Raw genomic sequence first — 22,967 nt, 5'->3', positions numbered from 1 at the left:
ACCGCACACGGCGCCTCCAGGATCTTCGGATCCGGGGGGCGTCGTGCGTCTACCAGCTTCCGGTGCGGAGCGTGATGGCCGACGCGAAATCTGCGGGTGCGTGCACCGGGATGTTCTCGACACCGTCGAGTTCGACCACTCGGAATTCACCGGTGACGTAGCGCATCGAGCCATCGGCCTCCGCTCGCCGACCAGCGCTCCCGATCACGATGGTGGTCGGGACCTCTGCGGCCGGCGCCGATGCGTCGCGCACGGTGCCATCGGTAGTCGGGACGGCGGGGTGTCCGCGCTCGGCGACGACAAGACTCGCGAACCGTCCGAACCGCCCTGCCGCGACAGCCCACGCGAGTTCGGCGCCGGCTCCACTGCCTACGAGATGCACCCACGGCAGAGTCAGATCATCGAGTATCGCGAACACGTCGGCAGGGGCGAGACCGTCGATGCTGTCGACGACGACTGTGCGAAGGTCCGAGTTGTGCAGTCGCTCGCACACGACGTCGTATACATCTGCGGACTCCCCTGCGTCGGGAAGCAGCAGCACCGTGTGTCGACTGTCCGGCCCCCCGACATACACCCGAACGCTCCCCCCTGGGGCGCTCACCGTCCTGGTTTCCATGCGGGCAAACGCTACACGCCGGACCGTCGCACATCGGGCATTGCATCCCGTCCGTGGTGGTTCGACGGTGACTCCCCCACTCGTCCGCGCACACTTACGGGGACAGCAATGGACAGTCAGGGGAGGGTAAGGATCTCGCTTCCGGTCTCGGTGACGACGAGTGTGTGCTCGAACTGGGCACTCCACTTGCGGTCCTTGGTGACCACGGTCCATCCGTCGTCCCAGATGTCGTAGTCGGGCGTGCCGAGATTGATCATCGGCTCGATCGTGAACACCATGCCCGGCTCGAGGATCGTGTCGATGTCGGGGCGGTCGTAGTGCAGGATCACCAGGCCGTTGTGGAAGGTCTCGCCGATTCCGTGACCGGTGAAGTCGCGCACCACGCCGTAACCGAACCGATTGGCGTACGACTCGATGACCCGCCCGATGACGTTCAGCGCCCGGCCGGGCTTGACCGCCTTGATCGCGCGCATCGTCGCTTCGCGAGTGCGTTCGACGAGCAGGCGCGCCTCCTCCGACACATCACCCGCGAGGAAGGTCGCATTGGTGTCGCCGTGCACACCGTGGATATAAGCGGTCACATCGATGTTGACGATGTCGCCGTCCTCGATCACGGTGGTGTCCGGAATTCCGTGGCAGATCACCTCGTTGAGCGACACGCACACCGACTTCGAGAATCCGCGGTAACCCAGATCGGACGGGTACGACCCGTGATCGCACATGAACTCGTGCGCGATGCGATCGATCTCGTCGGTCGTCACCCCCGGAGCCACAGCATTACCCGCCTCGACGAGCGCCTGCGCCGCGATCTTCGACGCGATGCGCATCTTCTCGATCGTCTCGGGTGTCTGCACCCACGGCTCGTTGCCCTCGTTCGCCGTGGGCTTCCAGACGTACTCGGGGCGCTCGATGGACTTGGGGACCTCACGGATCGGGGTCGGGGTTCCGGGGACGAGCGGGGCGCGGGTAGACATGGCCTCCAGGTTAGTCTCCGCGCCCCACCGTCCCGTTCAGGTGGTCCGGTCCTGCCGCAGCAGGAACCGCTGCACCTTACCGCTCGGAGTCTTGGGAAGGTGCGGGACGAAGTGGACGGCGCGCGGGTAGGCGTGTGCCGCGAACTTCTTCTTCACCAGCTGTTGCAGGTCCGCTTCGAGCGCATCGTCGCCGTCCACTCCGTCGCGGAGGACGACGAACGCTTCGAGCACTTCGCCGCGCAATTCGTCGGGTAGTCCGACGACCGCCGCCTCCACCACGTCGGGATGCATGACCAGCACAGATTCGACGTCGAAGGGCCCGATCCGGTAGCCGGCCATGATGATGACGTCGTCGTCGCGCGACGAGAAGAAGTAGAAGCCGTTCTCGTCGACCTTGCCGGCGTCGCCGGTCAGGTACCAGCGTCCGTCGTCGGTGAATCGGGTCGCCGTCTTGTCGGGTGCGTCGACGTATCCCGCGAACCAGACCAGCGGGCTGTTCCGGACATCGATCGCGACCCGGCCGAGTTCGCCTGCTTCCGCGACGTCGTCGCTGTCGTCTCGCAGGACGGCGCAGCTCCATCCTGGCAGTGGCCTGCCCATCGACCGCTCCGGCACGTCCCCGCGCAGCCCGTCGGCCCACGCGTCGACGACGAACATGCCGTGCTCGGTCTGCCCGTACTGGTCGCGCACCACCACACCGAGCGTGTCGCGCGACCAGGCCAGCACGTCGGGGGTCAGCGGCTCCCCCGCCGACGATGCCCGCCGCAGGTGGATCCGAGCGTGCGGGGCGGAGTCGGCGCGAAGCGACCGATACACCGTCGGGGCCGCCGCGAAGTTGGTGACGCCGAATTTGTCGAGAACCTGCCAGGTGAGCGCCGGAGAGAAGCCGGCGTGCAACAACAGGCTGCGCCGGCCGGCCGCCAACGGGCCGAGCAGCGCGTAGTACAGCCCGTATGCCCAACCCGGGTCGGCAGCATTCCAGAACACGTCGTCCTCACGGACGTCGAGACCGAACTCGAGGTAGGCGTGAAACGACGCCAATGCCTTGACCGGCACCGGGACGCCCTTGGGAGTGCCGGTGGTGCCCGACGTGAAGAGCTGGACGAGCCCTCCGTCGCCGCCCACCGACACCGCCGCACCTCGCGGATCGTCGGCGGCGTGAGAGTCGACGAGGTCCGCGAAGTTCAGGCCGACGCCCTCACCCTCACCGGCCACGATGACCTGCCACGACGCATCGCCGGGGATGTCGTCGCCGGGAGCGAGCTTGCCCACCTGATCACCGTCCGCGACGACGATCTTCGCGCCGCTCGCGCCGAGCCTGAATGCGATCGCGGGCGGCGCGAACGCGGTGAACAACGGTACGTGGACGGCACCGCGGCGCCAGATACCGAGCAGCGCAACGACCAGGTCCGAAGACTTCCCCATCAGGGTCGCCACGTGATCTCCCGGTTCCACACCGAGATCGGCAAGTGCCGTCGCGAACCGCGCCGACCGTTCGGACAGGTGGCCGTACGTCAGGTCGATCGATCCGAGATCGGCGTCGATCACCGTGAACGCCACCGCGTCGGCAGGATGGTCGTCGCACAGCAGACGGGCTGCGGTGGCGTCGGCTGTGTCGTAGCGGTCCAGAAGTTCCTGCACACGGGTCGCCGTGTCGGCCATCGGTCCGTCCTCTCGTCGCGCATCGGTCTGGGGCCCGGGCCCACTCGACCCTGACACGGCCTATGATCCCTGTCACAGGAATCTCCCGATACCCCCGGAAAGGGGTGGCCGACCGTGTCCACCGCTGCCTCGTCCCTGCTTCGTCCCCGAGACGGCGACGCTCTGCGGAGTGAGCTGCGCCGAACCGCCTCGCACGCACAGGTGCCTGTCGTCTTCGCCGGTGAGGTGAAGAGCGGACACCTGCACCTGAGCGAGTTCCTCGGCACCCGGACGAACGGTCTGGCGGGTGTGGTCGTGCCGCCCCGCGCGGGTCTCGGCGGCCGCGCTCTCGACGAGGCACGTCCCGTGACCGTCGCCGACTACGGGAGCGCCTCGTCGATCACCCACCACTTCGACCGTCCCGTACTCGGTGAGGGGCTGCGGTCGATCCTGGCAGTGCCGGTCGTGGTCGGCGGTGTCGCCCGCGCAGTGTTGTACGGCGCGGTACGGGAGCGAATTCAGTTCGGAGATCGGGCCGTGAGCGCTTTCGTTCACGCCGCGACACGGCTGGCGAGCGAGATCACGGTGCGTGACGAGGTGGACCGGCGAGTCGCGATGTTCGGTTACCTCACCTCCGACACGAAGGAACCGATCGCCACCACCGAGGTGCGCGAGGTCCACGCGGAGTTGCGCGCCCTGGCACAGAACATCGACGATGCCGAACTGCAGCAACAGCTCAGAGCCCTGTCCGACCGTCTCGCGTCGGCCCTCGTCGGGAAAACACCGTCGGATACCGAGGTCACGTTGTCGACGCGCGAGACGGACGTCCTGTCCTATGTGGCATTGGGATGCACCAACGCCGAGATCGCCCGGCGTTTGGCGGTAGGGTCCGAGACCGTCAAGAGCTACCTGCGCAGCACCATGAACAAACTCGACGTGCATTCCCGCCACGAAGCAGTCACGGTCGCGAGAAAGCTGGGTCTGCTGCCCTGACCGTGCTGCGCACACCGCATTACGGTCATGCTCCGTCCGAGCGGTACTCGGCAGGCAGCGCGGCGAACATGTCGCGTGTGAGGCCCACCGCGTTGTCCGAGCTCCCACCGCGGACCACGAGTGTCGCGAACGCGAGGTCACCGCGGTAGCCGACGAACCATGAGTGCGACCCGCCCTCGACCTCGGCCTCACCGGTCTTGCCGTACACGTCTCCCTGGTCGCGGATCCGGTCGGCTGTGCCGCTCGTGATGACCAGGCGCATCATGCCGCGCAATCCGTCGACCACCTCGGCGGAGATCGGCGGTGCCTCACCCTCCCGGACTGTCTCCCTGCCCTGGATGAGGTACGGGACCGGGGTACGACCGCTCGAGACCGTCGCCGCCGCGAGCGCCATCCCGAACGGGCTGACGACCACCTTGCCCTGCCCGAATCCGTCCTCGGTGCGTTCGACGAGATCCTCTGCGGGAGGCACGGAACCCGAGTCCGTCGGCATGCCCACCACGTCGTAGTCGACGCCGATACCGAACTGGGCGGCGGCGACGGTGAGTGCGTCGGGCTCCATCTCTGACGCGAGCTTGGCGTAGGTCGTGTTGCACGAGCGCGCGAATGCGGTGGCCATCGAGACCGTGCCGAGCGCGAACTCGTTGTAGTTGGGAACGCTGCGCTCGCCGATCGTGATCCGTCCGGGACACGGCACCATCGTCTCCGGGGTCGCGAGTCCGTTCGAGATCGCAGCACCCGAGGTGATGATCTTGAAGGTCGAGCCCGGGGGGTACTGACCCATGAGGGCAACCGGGCCGTCCTTGTCGGCCGCCTGGTTCTGAGCGACGGCGAGCACGGCCCCGGTCGAGGCCTCGACGACCACCATCATCGCCTGTTCGACACGGCCGTCCACCGCCGCTTGGGCAGCGACCTGAATCGGACGGTCGAGGCTGATGGAAAATGACGGCACCGGTTGCGGTGCGGTCTCGGTGAGAACACCCGTTTCGACGCCGTACTGGTTGACCAGCACCACATTCCAGCCGGCAGTGCCATCCACCTGGTCGATGACGGTCTTCTTGACCTGGCCGATCAGGTCCGGGGCGAAAGTACGGTCGGTGGGGATCATGTCGGCCTGTTCGGTGACGACGACACCCGCAATCGACGACAGTGCACCGGCGACGAGGTCGTAGTCCTCTTCACGAAGGCGTACGACCGCGCGCGGCCCGTCCGCAGCCGTCACGGACTCGGCGATCGACTGCGCCGTCAGGGATTTGTCGAACTGCGACAGCGCGGCCGACAGCGACCGCGCGGCAGCCGGAATGTCGGGGCTCCAGGATGCGTCGAACGCGATGCCGTACACGATGCCCGGCACGAGTACGTCGCTTCCCGCATGCTCGTTGACCCGAGCCCGGGGTGCAGGTTCACTCCGCAGGTACATCGTCTGGCGGTCACCGAGCTGAGGGTGCACCGCGGATTTCGACCAGCGCACCACCCACTCCTCACCGCTGCGACCCATGTGCAGTCGCCCGGTGTACTGCCACACCCGGTCCTTGGGGAGGTGCCATTCGTAGCTGTAGTCGACAACGGCGGAGTCACCGTCGAACTGGGCTCCCGTCGTGATCGCCGTCAGCGATTCCGCTTGCAGTCCGTCCCAGACCTGGATGAGCGACGCCTCGGCATCGTCCGGCCGGTCGGTGTGGGCGGCTGCGGCAGCAAAATCCTGCTCGGCGAAGGCATTCAGGAAGATCTGAGCCGCCGGTTCCGGGCCCGCGGGCCGCGGGGTGCAGGCGACAACGAGCCCGAGGAGCATCAGCAGCGCGGTCACGGCGGCCGCGGATCTCCCCGCGGCACGGCACCACGGAACGGGTCGGGGTCTCATCGCCGCAATCGTAAGGGCTCGAGGCCGGGATTCGACTCAGGCGCCGCGTCGGCGGCGACACCGGTTCAGGAGCGGAGCCTCTTCAGTCCAGGCGCCTCTTCAGTCCAGCGCCTCTTCAGTCCAGGAGCACCGTGGAGAAGGTCGCCACCTCTCGGAAGCCTGCACGTGCGTAGGCGGCACGCGCCCGCACGTTGAAGCTGTTCACGTACAGGCTCGGGAGACGACCGCTCGCGGTGACCGACACGGCGACCGCGGCGGTGCCGGCTGTGCCGAGACCCTGACCGCGCAGTTCCGGGTCCACCCAGACACCTTGGATCTGTCCCACGGCCGACGACACCGATCCGACCTCGGCCTTGAACACGACACGGCCACGTTCGAATCGCGCCCAGGCACGCCCGGCAGCGATGAGGCTCGCAACACGACGCCGGTAGCTCGCTCCCCCGTCGCCGGACCGCGGATCGATTCCGACCTCCTCGATGAACATGGCGATCGCTGCGGGCAGATACCGGTCGAGTTCCTCTGGCCGGACGCGCCGCACGCGTGAATCGGGTTCGATGAGTGGCTCACGGTCGAGGACGAGCAGCGGTTGCTCCGCGCGCACCTCACGCGGCGGGCCCCACGTCGGCTCCAGCAGTTCCCACATCGGGAGTGCGTACTCGGCGCGGCCCACCACCGAGGAGCACAGCCGGGGGCCGCGCGCGGCCCGTTCGGCGAACGCATGGATGTCGTCCGGATCGCCGAGGAGCGGAATCAGGTTCGCACCCGAGAAACACAACGATTGGTCGGGGCCGCCGCGACTCCACATCTCACCGCCGAACGAGCGGTGGTCGAGTCCGTACTCCTCCACACGCCCGGCGACCATGCACGATGCCACGGGGTCGCGGGCGAGTACCCGTTGTACCGCGACCGTGTCGCGGCCTCCCAGCGACCGGACACCAAGAAGCTTGAGCACTCGCTCACCACCCGTCGACAAGCCGATACGAAATCAGAGTGCCATGTGTCACGCCGTCGGGGAAATCGTGTCTCATTCCACGAGTCCGAGAGCACTACAGACGCCACACGCGCCCCATTGCTCTCAGGAGATCGACACGGTCGGAGATCCCGCTCCGGCGCCTTCCATCTCCTCCGCGATCCGCATCGCTTCTTCGATGAGGGTTTCGACGATCTGTGCCTCGGGAACGGTCTTGATCACCTTCCCCTTGACGAAGATCTGTCCCTTGCCGTTGCCGGAGGCAACGCCGAGGTCGGCCTCGCGTGCTTCGCCGGGTCCGTTGACGACACACCCCATCACCGCGACACGCAGCGGGACCTCCATGCCTTCGAGACCCGCGGTGACTTCGTCGGCAAGTTTGTAGACGTCGACCTGGGCGCGACCGCACGACGGGCACGAAACGATCTCGAGCTTGCGCGGTCGCAGATTCAGCGACTGCAGGATCTGACCGCCGACCTTGATCTCCTCGGCCGGTGGTGCCGACAACGACACTCGGATCGTGTCGCCGATGCCCTCCGACAGCAGCGCACCGAACGCGACGGCCGATTTGATGGTGCCCTGGAACGCCGGACCGGCCTCGGTGACGCCGAGGTGGAGCGGGTAATCGGACTGGGCCGCGAGCTGACGGTAGGCCTCGACCATGACGACGGGGTCGTTGTGTTTGACGGAGATCTTGATGTCGCCGAAGCCGTGCTGTTCGAACAGGCCCGCTTCCCACAATGCCGATTCGACGAGCGCCTCGGGTGTCGCCTTGCCGTACTTGGCCATGATCCGCGGGTCGAGCGAGCCTGCGTTGACACCGATGCGGATCGGGATGCCCGCAGCGCCGGCCGCCTTGGCGACCTCCTCGACGCGGCCGTCGAACTCCTTGATGTTGCCGGGGTTGACACGCACCGCGGCACATCCGGCATCGATCGCGGCGAAGATGTATCGGGGCTGGAAATGGATGTCGGCGATGACCGGGATCTGACTCTTCTTCGCGATGGTCGCGAGAGCGTCGGCGTCCTCCTGCCGGGGGCACGCGACACGGACGATGTCGCATCCGGCGGCGGTGAGTTCTGCGATCTGCTGCAAGGTCGCGTTGATGTCGTGGGTCTTGGTGGTGCACATCGACTGCACCGAGACGGGATGGTCGCTGCCGACACCCACGCCACCGACCATGAGCTGTCGCGTCTTACGGCGCGGCGCGAGGACGGCGGGAATTTCGGGCATGCCCAATCCAACGGGGCTGGTCACAGTTCGCCTTCTTTCGTAGCTACTGCGCGATTCTACCGGCGCAGGTCAGAACAGCTGGATGGGGTTGACGATGTCTGCTGTGAGAGTGAGCACCATGAACGCACCGCCGATGACCACTACGACATAGGTCAGTGGCAACAGTTTCATGTAGTCGACGGGCGCACCGACCGGCATGCCGCGCAGACCGCGGGCCCAGTTGCGGATCTTCTCGTAGATCGTGACAGCCATGTGCCCGCCGTCGAGGGGCAGCAGCGGCAGCAGGTTGAACGCGCCGAGGAAGAAGTTCAGCTGCGCGAGCAGCAGCACGAACGCCTGCCAGATGCCGGCTTCGGCGAACTGACCGCCGATCACGCTGGCGCCGACGACACTCACCGGGGTGTCGATCGCACGTTCACCACCGGTCACCGCGGTCCACAGATCCGACACCTTCGACGGCAACGACACCAGGGCCTCTGCGGTGCGCGCCGCGAGGAAACCGGTGAACTCGAACGTCGCGGGAATCGCGGACAGGGGCGTGTACTCGAACTCGCCGGGCTCGCCGCCGACACCGATCGCACCGACCTCCCGCGAGACGGGCTCCGCGTCGGACGCGCTGCTCTCGTACACCCAGCGCTGCACCTGCTGGACCGCGACCGGGAACGTGAGGGTCTCGTCGCCGCGTTCGACGGTGAACCCGACCGTGCCGGACAGCGCCTGGGTGGCCTGAACGAGATCGCGGAATGTCTCGACCTGTGTGTCGCCCACTTGGACGATGATGTCGCCGGGCTCGATTCCCGCGGCCTGTGCGGGCCCGATGCCCTCGCAGTCGGCGGGTGCAAAGCCGCCTTCCTCCCCCGCCTGGGTCGGAGCAGCGCAGTCCACGGTACCGACCGCAGCCCGTGTCTCGGTGTTGGGCAGTCCCGACGCAACCGCGAGCGTGTAGATCAGCACGATGCCGAGCAGGAAGTTCATGGCGATGCCGCCGGACATGACGACCAGGCGTTTCCACGTCTTCTGCTTGTACATCGCGCGGTCGTACTCATCGGGGGTGAGTTCGTCGAGTGCAGTCATCCCGGCGATGTCGCAGAATCCGCCGGCCGGGATCGCCTTGAGGCCGTATTCGGTCTCTCCGCGCCGGAAGGAGAACACGCGGGGTCCGAAGCCGATGTAGTAGCGGCGGACCTTCATCCCGAGTTTCTGTGCGGTCCACATGTGACCGGCCTCGTGCAAGGCGATGGAGACGGCGATGCCGAGGGCGAAGAGCACGACGCCCAATACGAACAGCATGTGTGGCCGATCCTCCTACTTGACGAGTGTGCGGGCCCGTTCACGGGCCCAGCTGTCGGCAGCGAGCACATCGTCAACGGTAGCGGGTTCGGCCGACCACTCGTCGGCGTCGCTGAGCACCGCGTCCACAGTACCGACGATCCGCGGGAACGAGAGCGCGCCGCCCAAGAACGCCTCGGCCGCCACCTCGTTGGCCGCGTTGTACACCGCGGTCAGGCAACCGCCGCCCCGCCCGGCCGCCCGGGCAAGGTCGATTGCGGGAAATACATCGTTGTCGACGGGCTCGAAATGCCACGTGGACGCCGTCGCGAAGTCGAGCGACGGCGCCGCGTCCGCGACCCGATGGGGCCAGCCGAGCGCCAGCGCGATCGGTAGCTTCATCGACGGAGGCGACGCCTGCGCGAGGGTCGACCCGTCGACGAAGGTGACCATCGAGTGCACGATCGACTGCGGGTGCACCGTGACGTCGATGCGGTCGTAGTCGATCCCGAACAGCAGGTGCGTTTCGATGAGCTCGAGGCCCTTGTTGACGAGCGACGCAGAGTTGAGCGTGTTCATCGGTCCCATCGACCACGTCGGGTGCGCACCCGCCTGGTCCGGGGTGACGGAGTCGAGCTGCGCGGCAGTCCATCCGCGGAACGGCCCGCCCGACGCGGTGAGCACGAGCCGAGCGACCTCGTCGCCGGTTCCTCCGCGCAGACATTGTGCGAGCGCGGAGTGTTCGGAGTCCACGGGCACGATCTGCCCGGGCGCTGCCGCCGCAGTCACCAGTCCCCCGCCCGCGACAAGCGATTCCTTGTTGGCGAGCGCCAGTCGTGCGCCGGTCGAGAGGGCGGCCAGTGTCGGTGCGAGCCCGAGCGAGCCGACCAATGCATTGAGGACGACGTCCGCATCGGTCTCCTGCACGAGCCGGGTGACCGCGTCAGGTCCGCTCCGGACGGGAAGGTCGAGTCGGGATGCCGCGGCCGGATCGGAGACCGCGATGTCCGTGACGCCGGTCGCGCGGATCTGCTCCTGCAGCAGGTCGATCTTTCCGCCGCCGGCCGCGAGGCCGACTACCTCGAACTTGTCGGGGTTCGCAGCAATCACCTCGAGCGCCTGGGTTCCGATGGAGCCGGTGCTGCCGAGAAGCAACACCCGCGTGCGATCAAAGGTTTCTGTGTCGGCCACGCACACATTGTTCCTGATGCGGCTGAGAGTTTCGTGAAGCGGTGGCGGACCGGGACGAATCCGACGCGCGGAGTGCGGCCCCCACTTCGTACGACGGACGGTCGTATGTCACGATTAGCGGCAACACCAGCATCTGGCGAGCAGGAGGAACAACGGTGGCCGGTACCGAGTTGCAGTCCACTCACGTCGACACGGCAGAAGTGCCGTCGGCCGAGTGGGGATGGAGCGGTGAAGCTCCGCGGCTGTTCCGCGCCCTGGGTTGGGGCTTCGCAGTGTTCCTGCTGCTGATGATGATCGGCAACCACAGCGGATGGGTCGAGAACCTGTACCTGATCGGCTTCGCAGCCGTGATCATCCTCCTCCTGGTTCGCGATATCTTCAGGCGCCGCAAGCCCCGGTAGATCCGGGCCCGTCCGAGACGGACGCGACTACACGAACACCCGAGGTGCACGAACATGCACCCCGGGTGTTGTCGTCTCCGAAATAGCTCCTGTCAGCGCGCCGACCACTCGGGCGCGCGCCGCTCGGCGAAGGCCCTCGGACCTTCCTGGGCGTCGTCGCTGTTGTAGCAGTGTTCGGATGCGTGCCGCGCAGCCTGCAATGCTGCCGACCGGCCCATTTCCGTGGCGAGCATCACCGTCTCCCGTGCCGCTCTCACCGACAGGGGCGCGCCCGCCAGGATCTCGCGCGCGAGTTCGAGCGCAGTGTCGAGCAGCGTGGCCGGCTCCGAGATCCGGTTGACCAGCCCGATCTCGTAGGCGCGCTGCGCCGTGATCGGTGTGCCGGTGAGCAGGATCTCCATCATGATCCGCTGCGGGATCATGTGGATCAGAGGCGCCGCCCACGGCGAACTCCTCCCCACCTTCACCTCGGTCACCGCGAAGGTAGCGGTGGTACTCGCAACGGCCAGATCGCACGACTGGGCGATCAGCCAGCCGCCGGCGAACGCGACACCATTGATCGCCGCGATGGTCGGTTTGGTCAGCTCGACATTGTCGTACGGCACGGGGATCAAGTCACGAGGCGGCACTCGCATAGCGGTCTGCACCATTTCCCCGAGGTCGCCGCCCGCGCAGAACGCCTTGTCGCCCGATCCGGTGAGGACGGCAACGCGCAGCGTCGGGTCGGTTTCGAACCGTTCCCACGCGGCGTACAAACCCTCACGCACGTCCTTGGTGAGGCAGTTCCGCTTCTCCGGGCGGTTGAGAGTGATGATCGCGATGCCGTCGTCGCGAGTATCGAACAGTACGGCGTCGCTCATCAGAATCCTCGCCTTTCGATCGTGTAGGCGTCACGCGCCAGGTCTTCTCTGAAGTCGGGGTGGGCAATGGCGATCAGTCGCCGGGCTCGTTCGGCGAGCGAGCGGCCGCGAAGGTCTGCCGCACCGAATTCGGTGACGATCACGTCCACGTCGCTGCGCGCAGTGGTGACCGGGCCCGACAAGGTCGCGGTGATCCGGCTGAGCGTGCCACGCTTCGCGGTGGCAGGCAGGGCCATGATGGCGTGGCCGCCCCGAGACCATGATCCCGCGCGCACGAAATCCACCTGACCTCCGGTCCCACCGAGATAGGCGTCGCCGACCTGTTCCGCGTTGACCTGGCCCGTCAGGTCCACCTCCATCGCCGAGTTGATCGTGACGAGTCGATCCAATTGCGCGAGCACTGCCGCGTCGTGGGTATACGAGGTGGGGCACATCCTGATCTGCGGGTTGTCGCGCGCGAAATCGTAGAGTCGCCGGGTACCGATGAGCGCACCGGTGATGGACACCCCCTTGTCGATTCGCTTGCGCGCGTTGGTCACTGCACCAGCTTCGACGAGATCGACAAGGCCGTCCCCCAGCATCCCGGAATGGACGCCGAGATCCTTGCGGTCGGCAAGCAGGCGTAGCAGCGCGTCGGGGACCGCGCCGACTCCCATCTGGATGACCGAACCGTCGCCGATGTAGTCGGCGGCGTGTCGCGCGATCGCTGCGTCGATGTCGCTGATGCGGGCCGCGGGCACTTCGACCGGCGGCCGTGAGGTGTGCACGGCGTAGTCGATCTTCGACGCAGGAAGCATCAGGCCTCGTGTGAACGGCACCTGATCGTTGACCTCCGCGACCACGACACGTGCCGTGTCCACCGCAGCCTGCACATAGTCGCTGATCAATCCGTAGCTGTGGTTCCCGTCCGCGTCGGCTTCACTCACCTGAACGAAAGTCACATCGCACCCGAGGACCCCGGATTCGATCATCGGCCCGACCTGGCTGACGTGGCACGGAATGACGTCGAGACACTGGGCCTTCGTCATCGACCGCAGCGCGCCGATCGCACCCATGCTCGACAACCTGACACTGTCCGCCGTCTCAGGGCGGAAGATCCCGGAGAAGCTGGTCGCGACGAACGCCGTCAAGCCGCCGATCTCGTCGCCCTGCGCGATGAGGGCTTCGATGAGGGTCGTGGGTTCGCCGCAGGCCTGCCCGATGACGATGCGGTCGCCGGGGCGTAGGAATTCGCGGACGTCGATGTCCGGTGCGGCAAGGACATTCACGCGTCACGCTCGATGGTCTCGCGGCTCGCCGCGGTGTAAATTTCGCGGCTCGCCGCGGCGGGGACACCAAGGCCGCCGATGACCTCGTCGGTATCCGCGCCGAGCCTGGGTGCGGGCCTCGAGATGCGTCCGGGTGTGCGCGAGAACCAGGCCGGAGGACCGGGAAATCGCACCATGCCGTAGGGCGATTCGACCTCCTCGAAGAATCCGACCTCCTCGAGGTGAGGGTTCTCGAACAGCTCGTCGAGCGTGCGGACGGGAGCCGCAGGGATGTCATGGGAGCGCAGGAGGTCGAGCCAGTCCTGCGTCGTGCGTTCGAGAAAAGTCTCGGCGAGGAGCTGGTAGACCTCGTCGATGCGGACGGCGCGTTGAGCGAGCGTCGCAAAATGTTCGCCTGCCCAGGGTGGATTCACGGCATCGACGAATGCGGCCCATTGCTTGTCGTTGTAGACGAGGGCCGCGATCCGGCCGTCCTTGGTGCGGTACGGCTTCCGATTGGGGGCCACCACGCGGGGATACACCGCCGGGCCCAGCGGCGGCGTGAACATCGCCCCGTTGCCGTGTTCGACGAGCATGAAGGCCGCCATGGTCTCGAACATGGCGACCTCGACCTCTTGACCCTCCCCTGTTCGTTCACGATGGAACAGGGCCATCATGGTGGCGTACAGAGCAGTCATCCCGGCGACCTTGTCGGCGATGATGGTGCCGACGTAGCCGGATTCGCCCGTCAGCTGCTCCTGGGCGGAGGGCAATCCGCATGCGGCCTGGATGGTGTCGTCGTACGCGGTGAGATTCGAGTCGGGACCGCCACGGCCGTACCCGTAGCAATTCGTGTACACGATCGACGGATTGAGTGCTGCCACCTCGTCGTACCCGAATCCGAGGCGGACGATCGCGGTAGCGCGCATCGAGTGGATGAACACGTCGGCGTCGGCGATCAGTTCGCGCAGGGTCGCTGCACCCTCGTCGGATCGAAGGTCGAGGACGACGCTGCGTTTGCCTCGGTTGACGTTGACGAAGACGCCGCCCATGCCCGGTTCCGGTCCGACCGAGATGTATCGAGTGTTGTCGCCGGCCGGCGGTTCGATCTTGACGACGTCGGCTCCCATATCCGCCATGATCTGGGTGCAATAGGGACCCATCACCATCGCCGTCAGATCGACGACACGCACTCCGGACAAGGGGCCTGGGTGTTTCATCGACAACCTCGCTGCGTCGGTCGGAAGTCCCGGATGCGCATCCCTCCGGGTCGAGCAAAACTATCAGATGAATCTTTACAAGGATAGTGGTATGACTGGTGGGTGGACGAAAACAACGCCATACCGGCAACGATCGACAAGGTCCTCGACGTGGCGCTCGCAGAACGCCCGAATGCTCCCGCCGTCGAAGCCGCTTCGGGCATCTGGTCGTACTCGGAACTCGACGACAGGGCACGATGCGCCGCCGGCGCACTGTGGTCGCTCGGCGTGCGTCCCGGCGATCGCGTCGCCGCATGTCTCCCCAACGATCTGGACATCGTGGCGGCCTTCCACGGCGCACAACGAATCGGAGCGGTATGGGCCGGAATCGGCGAAGCACTCCCCGCCGCCGAGCAGCAGCACCTCCACGACCTCTGCACCCCGACGGTGGTGCTCGCCGGTGAACACTTCGCGCTGAACACCCCTGGCCGCGTGGATCCGGACAGGTGGGCAGAACTGATCGACCGCGGAGATCGAGCACCCACGCTCGAACTCGACATCGATGCGCCCGCTGGAATCGCCTTCACCAGCGGCACTTCCGGCACACCCAAGGCGGTGGTCCACAGTCAGCGCAATCTCCTGTTGCCCGGCGCGGTCCTCGTCGCCACCCGGGGGTACGGCCCGGATCTGCGCAAAGGCGACAGCTTCCCGTTCACGATCCTCAACCTCATGGTCCTGTCCACCCTGCTCACCGCGCAGGCAGGCGGATGCGCGGTGGTGATGAACCGACGCGATCTCGAGGGCGTCTCCGAGTGGATCACCACGAGGAAGGTCACCGTGTGGAACGGCGCTCCCGCGCAGCTCTACGATCTCGCCGCACGTCCCGACCTCGACCTCGGCTCGCTCCGCGAGGTCTGGAGCGGCGGTAGCGACACCCCCGATGCATTGCGCCGAGCGTTCGCCGACGCACACCACCTGAACCCCCGCGTCACCTACGGCCTGACCGAGGCACCCACCGTCGTGTCGATCGACCCCGTCGGTGACGAGTGGCAGCCACGCTCCAGCGGAACGGTCCTCCCACATCTCGATGTGGCCGCCTACGACGACGCGGGTCAACGCCTCCCCCCTGGTGAGCTGGGTGAGCTGCAGCTGACCGCGGCGAGCACCGGCCCGTGGGCGAATGTGTGGACACCGTTGCTCGGATATCTGGAGAACGGCGCCATTCGCCCGCCGGAGCCCGGACCCGTTGCCACCGGCGACATCGGAACCGTCGACGAGCACGGCAGTCTGACCGTGCTGGACCGCAAGAAACTGGTCATCATCCGGGGCGGCGCCAACGTCTACCCTCTCGAAGTCGAACGGGTCATCGGCACCCACCCGGACGTTGCCAAGGTCGCCGTGTATCCGATCCCCGACGACCGACTCGGGCAACGAGTCGCCGCGGTGATCGAAAGTCCGCTCGAGCAACCCGATTTCGATTCGCTCACCGAACTATGTCGCCGCGAGCTCTCGCCATACAAGGTTCCCGAGGTCTGGACCCGGGTGGATGCCCTGCCCGTCAATGCGATGGGCAAGATCCAGCGCGCCGGACTCCCCGATCTCATCGACACGCATCGTCGGTCCGACGCGATCTGAAGGCCCCGCCCTCAGCCCCTGCCCCTCTGCAAGAATTCGTCCTGCACCCGACCCAAGGAGACTCCCTGTGGCGTTGAACCGAGATACCGCCGCACGAATGTTCGGCCTCGACGGCCGGGTTGCGATCGTGACCGGCGCGTCATCGGGCCTCGGCGCCGCGGTGGCCGAGACCCTCGCCTCCCTGGGTGCACGGGTCGCGGTGGTGGCCCGCCGTAAAGATCGGCTCGAAGAGCTCGCGGAGCGGATCGGGGGTGTCGCGGTCGCGTGCGACCTATCGGATCTCGATCAGGTCGGCACTGTCGTACCGGCCGTGGCCGAACTGCTGGGCCCACCGGAGATCCTGGTCAACGGCGCGGGCAGCATGTTCACCGAAGAGCGAGCCGAGGACGAGCCGCTCGACGCGATGCGACGCACCATGGACCTCAACCTGCTGGCGCCCTTCCGGCTCGCTCAAGACTCCTTCCCACACATGCTGGCCATCGGGCGGGGCTCGATCATCAACATCTCGTCGATCAGCGGCCGCGTGGGTGTCCCCGGCATTCCTCAGGCATCCTATGCAGCAAGCAAACTCGGGCTGTCCGGCCTCACCTCCGAACTGGCCGTGCAGTGGGCTCGGCACTCGATCCGGGTGAACACCGTCGCGCCGGGGTTCTTCCGCAGCGAGATCACCGGCCCCCTCTACGAGAGCGAACGCGCGACCGAGTACCTGCGCCGCAACACCCCGCTCCCGAAAGAGGGCACCCCCGACGACATCGTCGGCGCCGTCGTATGGCTGGCCGGCGACTCGGGAAGCTACGTCACGGGCCAGACCATCGTTGTCGACGGTGGTTGGACGGCGCGATAGGCTCAGCGCGGAGCTTCCCGCGCGCCCACCAGCTTCCCACGTATGCAATTGCATTCGCGCATGACTAACGGGCTCGCGGGAAGCCCGCACTACCCAGACCCTCGATCGACTGGCTCGAAATCTACATCCCGCCTGCTGCGGGTACCAGCCCCATCGGGACCACTACCCGCAGCAGGTACTTCCGAGATTCGCGGTCAGGGTTATTCGGTAACCCAGATTTCCTCGGGCAGCGGCGATCCGAGCGCATATACCTCGACACCGTGCACGTTGTCGGCCCATACGACTCCGGGGACGGCGCGGTAGTACCAGATACCCGGGACGAGTTCGGCCAGACGCTCCTGCACCGTGTTGTACGCGGGCTTGCGTTCATCGACGTTCTCCGAAATGCGGCCGGCATCGAGCGCGGCATCGAGCTCGGGATCGGACACGCCCACGTTGTTGCCGGCCGAGGCACTGTGGAAGGCCAGCCACAGCGGAGAGTCGGGGTCCTGGATGACGGCCGAGGAGATCAGCATGTCGAAGTCATGGGATCCGGTTCGGGCCACCGCCTGGGGGTAGTCGACCACGTCGACCCTCACCTCGACGTTCTCGAATGCACTGAGCTGCGCCTGGAGTGCCTCCCCGAGGGTCCTGCTCTCGGTGGTCGGGTACGACAGGAACGAGAAGGACACCGGCTTGCCTTCGGCCGCGAGTTCGTCGAACAGTTTCTGTGCGGTCTCGGGGTCGGTCTCCTTGAGCGGGATGTCGGTGAAGAACGGTGAGCTCTCGGCGAAGAGCGTTTCCGGGACCTCGCCCAGTCCGTTGTAGACAGCGGTGTTGATCGCGTCGAGGTCGACGGCGAGTGCCACGGCGCGACGGGCACGCTCATCGTCGAACGGTGCGCGCCGGAAGTTCATGCCCATGAACTGACCGCCACCGGTCGCCACGACTTCTGCGTTGAGGCCTGCACTCTCGAGCTTGTCGATGCTCTCCCAGTTCGTCTCCGACGCGAGATCCGCTGCGCCGGTGGTCATCGCGTTCACGCGCTGGTTGGTGTCGCTCACCGTGCGGATCGTGAGGCTGTCCAGATACGGTTTGGGCGCATCCCAGTAGTCCGGGTTCTTGGTCAGTTTCACGGCGTCCTGACGTGACCACGATTCCAGCGTGAACGGTCCGGCACCGATGGGGTTCTCGTCGAATGCGGCCTGACCCTGTTCGAGGGCGGCAGGGGACGCGATCCAGTTCAGCGAACTCCCCACGACGGCCTGAGCGTAGTGCGGGTTCTCCGATCGCATCGTGACCGTGAGAGTGGTCGGATCCTCGACGCGTGTCTCCTCGATCTGCGCTGCCCACCGCCCCGAAGTGGATCCCAGCGCGGGATCGGTCAGACGATCCCAGTTGTACTTCACGGCGGCGGCGTCGAGCGGTGTGCCGTCGGTGAAGACGAGGCCGGGCTGAAGCTTCAGGATGAAGGTCTTGCCGCCGTCGAGAGTCGAGAACTCGGTGGCCATCTTGTAGTCGATCTCGAGGCTCTCGACATCGTTGATCATCAAGGTGCCGTACAGCGCGTTGCCGAGCGTGGGCTGGAATGCCCAGTAGTTGGTCAATGCGGCGGGATCGAGCGACCGTGGCTCACCTGTCTGCAGTACCTCGAGGGCGCCTCCCGCGACCGGATCCCCCGATTCGATCGGCGCGCTCGAACCATCCGAACCCGAGTCGCCGCACGAGCTCAGGAGGAGGACGGCAGCGAACGCAGCTGCGGCTGCTGACAGTACACGTCTGTGTCGAAACATCATGGCCTCTCACAAGAATGGAGTCGCCTCAGGGCGGAGCCCGCGGACGAACGGAGGTCGGGGTACGGCATCGGATATCGGCGTACAAAAATCGACGACCCCGACAGCCGAGACATCCGGTCGTGACGTCGATCACAGGAAGTATCACCATTCCGACGCCAACATTCAAGTATTGCCATCCTTGTAATGATTGAAGTAACGTGCGAACCGAGCGCAACCTCCGTACGTGCCCGGGTGGGCTGAGGAAGGAATTCGGTTTCTGATGTTTTCGGCAGTAGTAATCGAGAAGGGCGAAGCCGGACAGACGGTGACGCGCACAAGTATCGAAGAATCGGCTCTCCCCGAAGGGGACGTGACCGTCGATGTGGAATATTCCACACTGAACTTCAAGGACGCACTGGCCATCACCGGCAAATCCCCTGTGGTGCGCACATTTCCGATGGTTCCCGGCATCGACGTGGCCGGCGTCGTCTCCGACAGCTCCCACCCGGAGTGGAAGGCCGGCGACCGTGTCGTCCTCAACGGCTGGGGCGTCGGCGAGACCCACTGGGGCGGTTTGGCCCAGAAGGCCCGTCTGAAGGGCGACTGGCTGATCCCCCTACCCGACGCCTTCACTGCTCGGCAGGCGATGTCGATCGGCACGGCAGGGTACACGGCAAGCCTCTGCGTCGATGCGCTGGTGAACTCCGGGGTTACCCCCGATCAGGGCGAAATCCTGGTCACCGGCGCAACGGGCGGTGTCGGCAGCGTCGCGATCGCTCTGCTGACGACGGCCGGGTTCACCGTGGCCGCCGCAACCGGAAAGGCGGCCGAGGCCGAATACCTTCAGCAACTGGGCGCCTCCACCGTCATCGACCGCGCAGAACTCTCTGCCGCAGGAAAGCCCATGCAGAAGGAGCGGTGGGCGGGCGTCGTCGATACCGCAGGCAGCCACACCCTCGCCAACGCGTGCGCGCAGACCCGTTACGGCGGTGCCGTGGCCGCGTGCGGACTGGCACAGGGCATGGATTTCCCGGCGTCCGTGGCGCCCTTCATCCTTCGCGGGGTGTCACTGCTCGGGATCGACAGCGTGATGGCACCGCGCGAACGGCGTCTCACTGCGTGGGCACGCCTGTCCCGCGATCTCGAAGCGAGCACGCTCGACACGATCACCCAGGAGGTGTCGCTGGAGGAGGCGATCACCGCAGCGAACCAGCTCATGGACGGCACGGTGCGCGGCCGCATCGTCGTCGACGTCAATCGATAACAGGAGCCCCAGTGACAAAGAAGTCCGAAGACACCAGCCCTGTCGAACTCGACCTGTCCGACGTCGACCATCGCGTCGGCAAACCCATCGGTGGCGGGCAGCTGTGGGATCCGTGCAGCACCTCCGACATCCGTCGGTGGGTGATGGCGATGGACAACCCCAATCCGATCCATTGGGATCACGAATTCGCACGTAATTCGCGATACGGCGGCATCATCGCCCCGCAGTCGATCGCCGTAGGATTGGACTACGGCCACGGCGCGGCGCCGGCGTGTGTGGGACGCATCCCCGAGAGTCATCTCATCTTCGGCGGCGAAGAATGGTGGTTCTACGGCTGCCCGGTCCGCCCGGGCGACAAGCTGTTCCAGGAGCGGCGCTTCCACGACTACAAGGTGACCGAGACGAAGTTCGCCGGCCCCACCATGTTCTCGCGCGGCGATACCGTCCACAAGAATCAGAACGGTGTCCTCGTCGCCAAGGAGCGTTCCACCGCCATCCGGTATCTGTCCGCCGAGGCCACCAAGCGCGGGATGTACGAGAACCAACTCGGCGAGAAGAAGAAGTGGACCAACGCCGAGCTGCTCGACATCGAGAATCTCCGCTACGAATGGCTCCTGACCACCCGGTCCGGAATCTCTCCGCGTTTCGACGAGGTGAAGATCGGCGACACACTGCCCCGACGGGTCCTCGGGCCCCACACCATCGCCTCGTTCACCACCGAGTATCGTGCATTCCTCTTCAACATCTGGGGCACGTTCGAGTGGGTGGCACCCGAGGGCATCGAGGATCCGTGGGTCTACCAGGATCCGGGCTGGGTCGAAGGTTTCGGCTTCGACGAGGAAGGCGCCAAGATCGATCCGCGTAAGCGCGACGGTCTCTACGTCGGCCCGTCCCGCGGACACATCGACGAGGAGAAGGCCGGCGAAGTCGGCATGGCGCGCGCCTACGGATACGGCGCGACGATGGGCGCCTGGTGCACCGACTTCCTTGCCAACTGGGCCGGCCTCGACGGCATGGTGCGCCACATCAAATCGGATTTCCGCGGGCCTGCCTTCGAAGGCGACGTCACGTACTTCGACGCCGAGATCGTCGACAAGGAGCCCATGTCGACCTGGGGCGTACCGCTCGTCCAGGTCAAGCTCCGACTGACAAACCAGGACGGCACCGTCCTCGTGTCCTCCCTGGCCGAGGTCGAGCTGCCGCTCTAGCGGCACCGCGCAGACAACAGGAAGTCATCCATGAGTACTGAGACGAAGGCAGAAGCGGTGGACTCTGTTTCGATCGTGTCGGGACCACCGCTGAGCGACGAACCCGGGCTCGGAACACTCACCCTGCCCGGTTTCCTGCGTGAGGTGACCGAACTGTACGGCGATCGCGAAGCGCTCGTGATGCACGGAGCCGACGGCGTCACGCGATGGACCTACTCCGACCTGTGGGAGCGGGCTATCGACGTCGCGCGCGCACTGCGGGGACTCGGCCTCGCGAAGGACGGGCGCGTGGGCGTGCTGATGACGAACCGCCCCGAGTGGATCACGGCGGTCTTCGGCGCCTCCCTTGCGGGAGGCGTCGCAGTCACACTCAGCACGTTCTCGACCCCGTCGGAGCTCGAGTACATGCTCGAGACCTCGGGTGTGGAGATCCTGCTGTTCGAGCGCAATGTCCTGAAGACGGACTTCGCCGCAGCCCTGACCGATCTGGAACCGCAGATCGGCACGGCCGGGAGCGCCGAGGTGCAGTCGGCAAAGTTTCCTTTCCTCCGTCACGTCGCGATGGTGGGGAAGAAGGCCGAAGGCGAGTCGATCGAGACCGAGTCGATCAAGACATGGGAAGAGTTCCTCACTCACGGGAACTCGCAGCCCCGCGAACTGGTCGAGGCGTCCGCTGCGGCAGTACAGCCCAGCGATGTGGCCGTGCTGTTCTTCTCCTCCGGTTCGACCAGCAAGCCCAAAGGCATTCTGAGCGCGCATCGCGGCGTGTCCATTCAAATGTGGCGATTCCGACGGATGTACGGCTTCTCTCCCGAGCTGAACATTCGGTGCTGGACGGCGAACGGCTACTTCTGGTCGGGGAATTTCGCGATGGCCCTCGGCAACACCCTCGCCAGTGGTGGGTCGCTGGTCCTGCAACCGACCTTCGATCCGAGCGAAGCACTCGAGCTCATCGAGAAAGAACGGGTGAACTTCCCGTTCGCCTGGCCGCACCAGTGGGCTCAGCTCGTCGGCGCACCGAACTGGGACAAGGCGGATCTGAGCAGCCTCCGCTACGTCGACTTCAATACCCCGGTTGCACGTCACCCCACGGTGACAGACGAGTGGCACGAGCCTGGCCACGCGTACGGAAATACCGAAACCTTCACGATCAGTACGTGTTACCCCGCCAATACCCCGCCCGATGTGGCCGCGGGCAGCAGCGGAAAGCCGTTGCCCGGAGTGACGATCCGAATCGTCGATGCATTGACCGGCGAGGTCGTTCCCCTAGGTGAGCGAGGCGAGATCTGCGTCAAGGGACCGACGTTGATGCTCGGGTACATCGGCACTCCGCTCGGTGAGACGGTCGACGATCACGGGTTCTTCCACACCGGCGACGGCGGCTACGTCGACGACACCGGGCGCCTCTACTGGGAGGGCCGGCTCACCGACATCATCAAGACCGGCGGCGCGAACGTGTCTCCCCTCGAGGTCGACGAAGCGCTCGTCGCGTACCCCGGGGTCAAGGTGGCGCGCACGGTCGGTGTCCCCCACGACACGCTCGGGGAGGTCGTCGTCTCCTGCATAGTGGCGCACGCAGGAGCCGACCTCGATGTCGACGGGGTTCGTGGATACCTACGCGAACGGCTTGCCAGTTACAAGGTTCCGCGGGAGGTTCTGTTCTTCGACAACGACGAGATCAGCCTCACCGGCACCGCGAAGATCAAGTCGAGCGACATCAAGGAACTCGCCATCAAGCGGCTCCAGAAATAGCCGACCGCCACCAGAGCGAGAGGTCCTGCACACGTCGACAGTGTGTGCAGGACCT

Annotated in this window: 19 protein-coding genes; 7 read left to right on the top strand and 12 right to left on the bottom strand. The window is 66.0% G+C overall.

Annotation, left to right across the window (positions count from 1 at the left end; genetic code table 11):
* Window positions 1-49 precede the first annotated feature (49 nt).
* From ACFWCF_RS19705 to ACFWCF_RS19695, 3 genes are all read right to left on the bottom strand, one after another.
* The gene (locus ACFWCF_RS19705; protein WP_378564841.1) at window positions 50-616 is read right to left on the bottom strand and encodes an alpha/beta fold hydrolase; all 567 of its coding nucleotides are present in this window, start codon (window positions 614-616) and stop codon (window positions 50-52) included.
* A gap of 116 nt (window positions 617-732) precedes the next feature.
* Window positions 733-1,590, bottom strand: a complete 858-nt coding sequence (map, locus tag ACFWCF_RS19700) for a type I methionyl aminopeptidase (protein WP_378564838.1) — start codon at window positions 1,588-1,590, stop codon at window positions 733-735.
* A gap of 36 nt (window positions 1,591-1,626) precedes the next feature.
* Window positions 1,627-3,252, bottom strand: a complete 1,626-nt coding sequence (locus ACFWCF_RS19695) for an AMP-binding protein (RefSeq protein ID WP_378564835.1) — start codon at window positions 3,250-3,252, stop codon at window positions 1,627-1,629.
* A 114-nt stretch (window positions 3,253-3,366) separates the two neighbouring features.
* On the opposite strand from ACFWCF_RS19695, the gene ACFWCF_RS19690 reads away from it, so the two are divergent.
* Complete coding sequence (locus ACFWCF_RS19690) at window positions 3,367-4,224, top strand: response regulator transcription factor (RefSeq protein ID WP_378564832.1); 858 nt, start codon at window positions 3,367-3,369, stop codon at window positions 4,222-4,224.
* Window positions 4,225-4,249: 25 nt separating this feature from the next.
* On the opposite strand, the gene ACFWCF_RS19685 is transcribed toward ACFWCF_RS19690, so the two are convergent.
* The 5 genes from ACFWCF_RS19685 to dxr form a co-directional block, all read right to left on the bottom strand.
* Complete coding sequence (locus tag ACFWCF_RS19685) at window positions 4,250-6,085, bottom strand: penicillin-binding transpeptidase domain-containing protein (RefSeq protein ID WP_378564830.1); 1,836 nt, start codon at window positions 6,083-6,085, stop codon at window positions 4,250-4,252.
* 115 nt (window positions 6,086-6,200) lie between these two features.
* On the bottom strand, window positions 6,201-7,037 hold the full coding sequence (locus ACFWCF_RS19680; protein ID WP_378492657.1) for a GNAT family N-acetyltransferase: 837 nt from the start codon (window positions 7,035-7,037) through the stop codon (window positions 6,201-6,203).
* 123 nt (window positions 7,038-7,160) lie between these two features.
* On the bottom strand, window positions 7,161-8,312 hold the full coding sequence (gene ispG / locus ACFWCF_RS19675; RefSeq protein WP_378564827.1) for a flavodoxin-dependent (E)-4-hydroxy-3-methylbut-2-enyl-diphosphate synthase: 1,152 nt from the start codon (window positions 8,310-8,312) through the stop codon (window positions 7,161-7,163).
* Window positions 8,313-8,357: 45 nt separating this feature from the next.
* Window positions 8,358-9,578 (bottom strand): M50 family metallopeptidase, encoded by a 1,221-nt coding sequence (locus tag ACFWCF_RS19670; RefSeq protein WP_378564824.1) that lies wholly within the window; start codon window positions 9,576-9,578, stop codon window positions 8,358-8,360.
* A gap of 15 nt (window positions 9,579-9,593) precedes the next feature.
* Entirely contained in the window at window positions 9,594-10,715 is a 1,122-nt protein-coding gene (gene dxr / locus ACFWCF_RS19665) for a 1-deoxy-D-xylulose-5-phosphate reductoisomerase (protein WP_378564991.1), read from the bottom strand.
* A gap of 188 nt (window positions 10,716-10,903) precedes the next feature.
* Between dxr and ACFWCF_RS19660 the strand changes: the two genes are divergently transcribed.
* On the top strand, window positions 10,904-11,149 hold the full coding sequence (locus ACFWCF_RS19660) for a DUF2631 domain-containing protein (protein ID WP_378564821.1): 246 nt from the start codon (window positions 10,904-10,906) through the stop codon (window positions 11,147-11,149).
* Between the two features lie 92 nt (window positions 11,150-11,241).
* Here the strand turns inward: ACFWCF_RS19660 and ACFWCF_RS19655 are convergent, their stop codons facing one another.
* The 3 genes from ACFWCF_RS19655 to ACFWCF_RS19645 are packed head-to-tail and all read right to left on the bottom strand — an operon-like array spanning window position 11,242 to window position 14,476.
* Window positions 11,242-12,009, bottom strand: a complete 768-nt coding sequence (locus ACFWCF_RS19655) for an enoyl-CoA hydratase/isomerase family protein (protein ID WP_378564818.1) — start codon at window positions 12,007-12,009, stop codon at window positions 11,242-11,244.
* Window positions 12,009-13,277: an acetyl-CoA hydrolase/transferase family protein gene (locus ACFWCF_RS19650; protein ID WP_378564815.1), complete on the bottom strand. Its 1,269-nt coding sequence runs from the start codon at window positions 13,275-13,277 to the stop codon at window positions 12,009-12,011. Before ACFWCF_RS19650 ends, ACFWCF_RS19655 begins: the two co-directional genes overlap by 1 nt.
* Entirely contained in the window at window positions 13,274-14,476 is a 1,203-nt protein-coding gene (locus ACFWCF_RS19645) for a CaiB/BaiF CoA transferase family protein (protein ID WP_378564812.1), read from the bottom strand. Before ACFWCF_RS19645 ends, ACFWCF_RS19650 begins: the two co-directional genes overlap by 4 nt.
* 102 nt (window positions 14,477-14,578) lie before the next feature.
* Here ACFWCF_RS19645 and ACFWCF_RS19640 point away from each other — a divergent pair, with 102 nt between their 5' ends.
* The gene (locus ACFWCF_RS19640) at window positions 14,579-16,090 is read left to right on the top strand and encodes a class I adenylate-forming enzyme family protein (protein ID WP_378564809.1); all 1,512 of its coding nucleotides are present in this window, start codon (window positions 14,579-14,581) and stop codon (window positions 16,088-16,090) included.
* Window positions 16,091-16,157: 67 nt separating this feature from the next.
* The gene (locus ACFWCF_RS19635) at window positions 16,158-16,934 is read left to right on the top strand and encodes an SDR family NAD(P)-dependent oxidoreductase (RefSeq protein WP_378564806.1); all 777 of its coding nucleotides are present in this window, start codon (window positions 16,158-16,160) and stop codon (window positions 16,932-16,934) included.
* A 200-nt stretch (window positions 16,935-17,134) separates the two neighbouring features.
* On the opposite strand, the gene ACFWCF_RS19630 is transcribed toward ACFWCF_RS19635, so the two are convergent.
* The gene (locus ACFWCF_RS19630; RefSeq protein WP_378564803.1) at window positions 17,135-18,709 is read right to left on the bottom strand and encodes an ABC transporter substrate-binding protein; all 1,575 of its coding nucleotides are present in this window, start codon (window positions 18,707-18,709) and stop codon (window positions 17,135-17,137) included.
* Between the two features lie 259 nt (window positions 18,710-18,968).
* On the opposite strand from ACFWCF_RS19630, the gene ACFWCF_RS19625 reads away from it, so the two are divergent.
* Genes ACFWCF_RS19625 through ACFWCF_RS19615 form a run of 3 tightly spaced genes read left to right on the top strand, consistent with a single transcriptional unit; the run spans window position 18,969 to window position 22,912 of the window.
* Window positions 18,969-19,952, top strand: coding sequence for an MDR family oxidoreductase (locus ACFWCF_RS19625; protein WP_378564800.1), 984 nt, complete (start codon window positions 18,969-18,971; stop codon window positions 19,950-19,952).
* Window positions 19,953-19,963: 11 nt separating this feature from the next.
* On the top strand, window positions 19,964-21,160 hold the full coding sequence (locus ACFWCF_RS19620; protein ID WP_378564797.1) for a MaoC family dehydratase N-terminal domain-containing protein: 1,197 nt from the start codon (window positions 19,964-19,966) through the stop codon (window positions 21,158-21,160).
* A 30-nt stretch (window positions 21,161-21,190) separates the two neighbouring features.
* On the top strand, window positions 21,191-22,912 hold the full coding sequence (locus ACFWCF_RS19615) for a class I adenylate-forming enzyme family protein (protein WP_378564794.1): 1,722 nt from the start codon (window positions 21,191-21,193) through the stop codon (window positions 22,910-22,912).
* Window positions 22,913-22,967 lie beyond the last annotated feature (55 nt).

Origin of the sequence: Rhodococcus sp. NPDC060090 (assembly GCF_042729855.1) — a bacterium.
Taxonomy (GTDB): Bacteria; Actinomycetota; Actinomycetes; order Mycobacteriales; family Mycobacteriaceae; genus Rhodococcus.
Note: the sequence above shows the minus strand (reverse complement) of the source record. Positions and strands in the feature narration are given on the sequence as shown.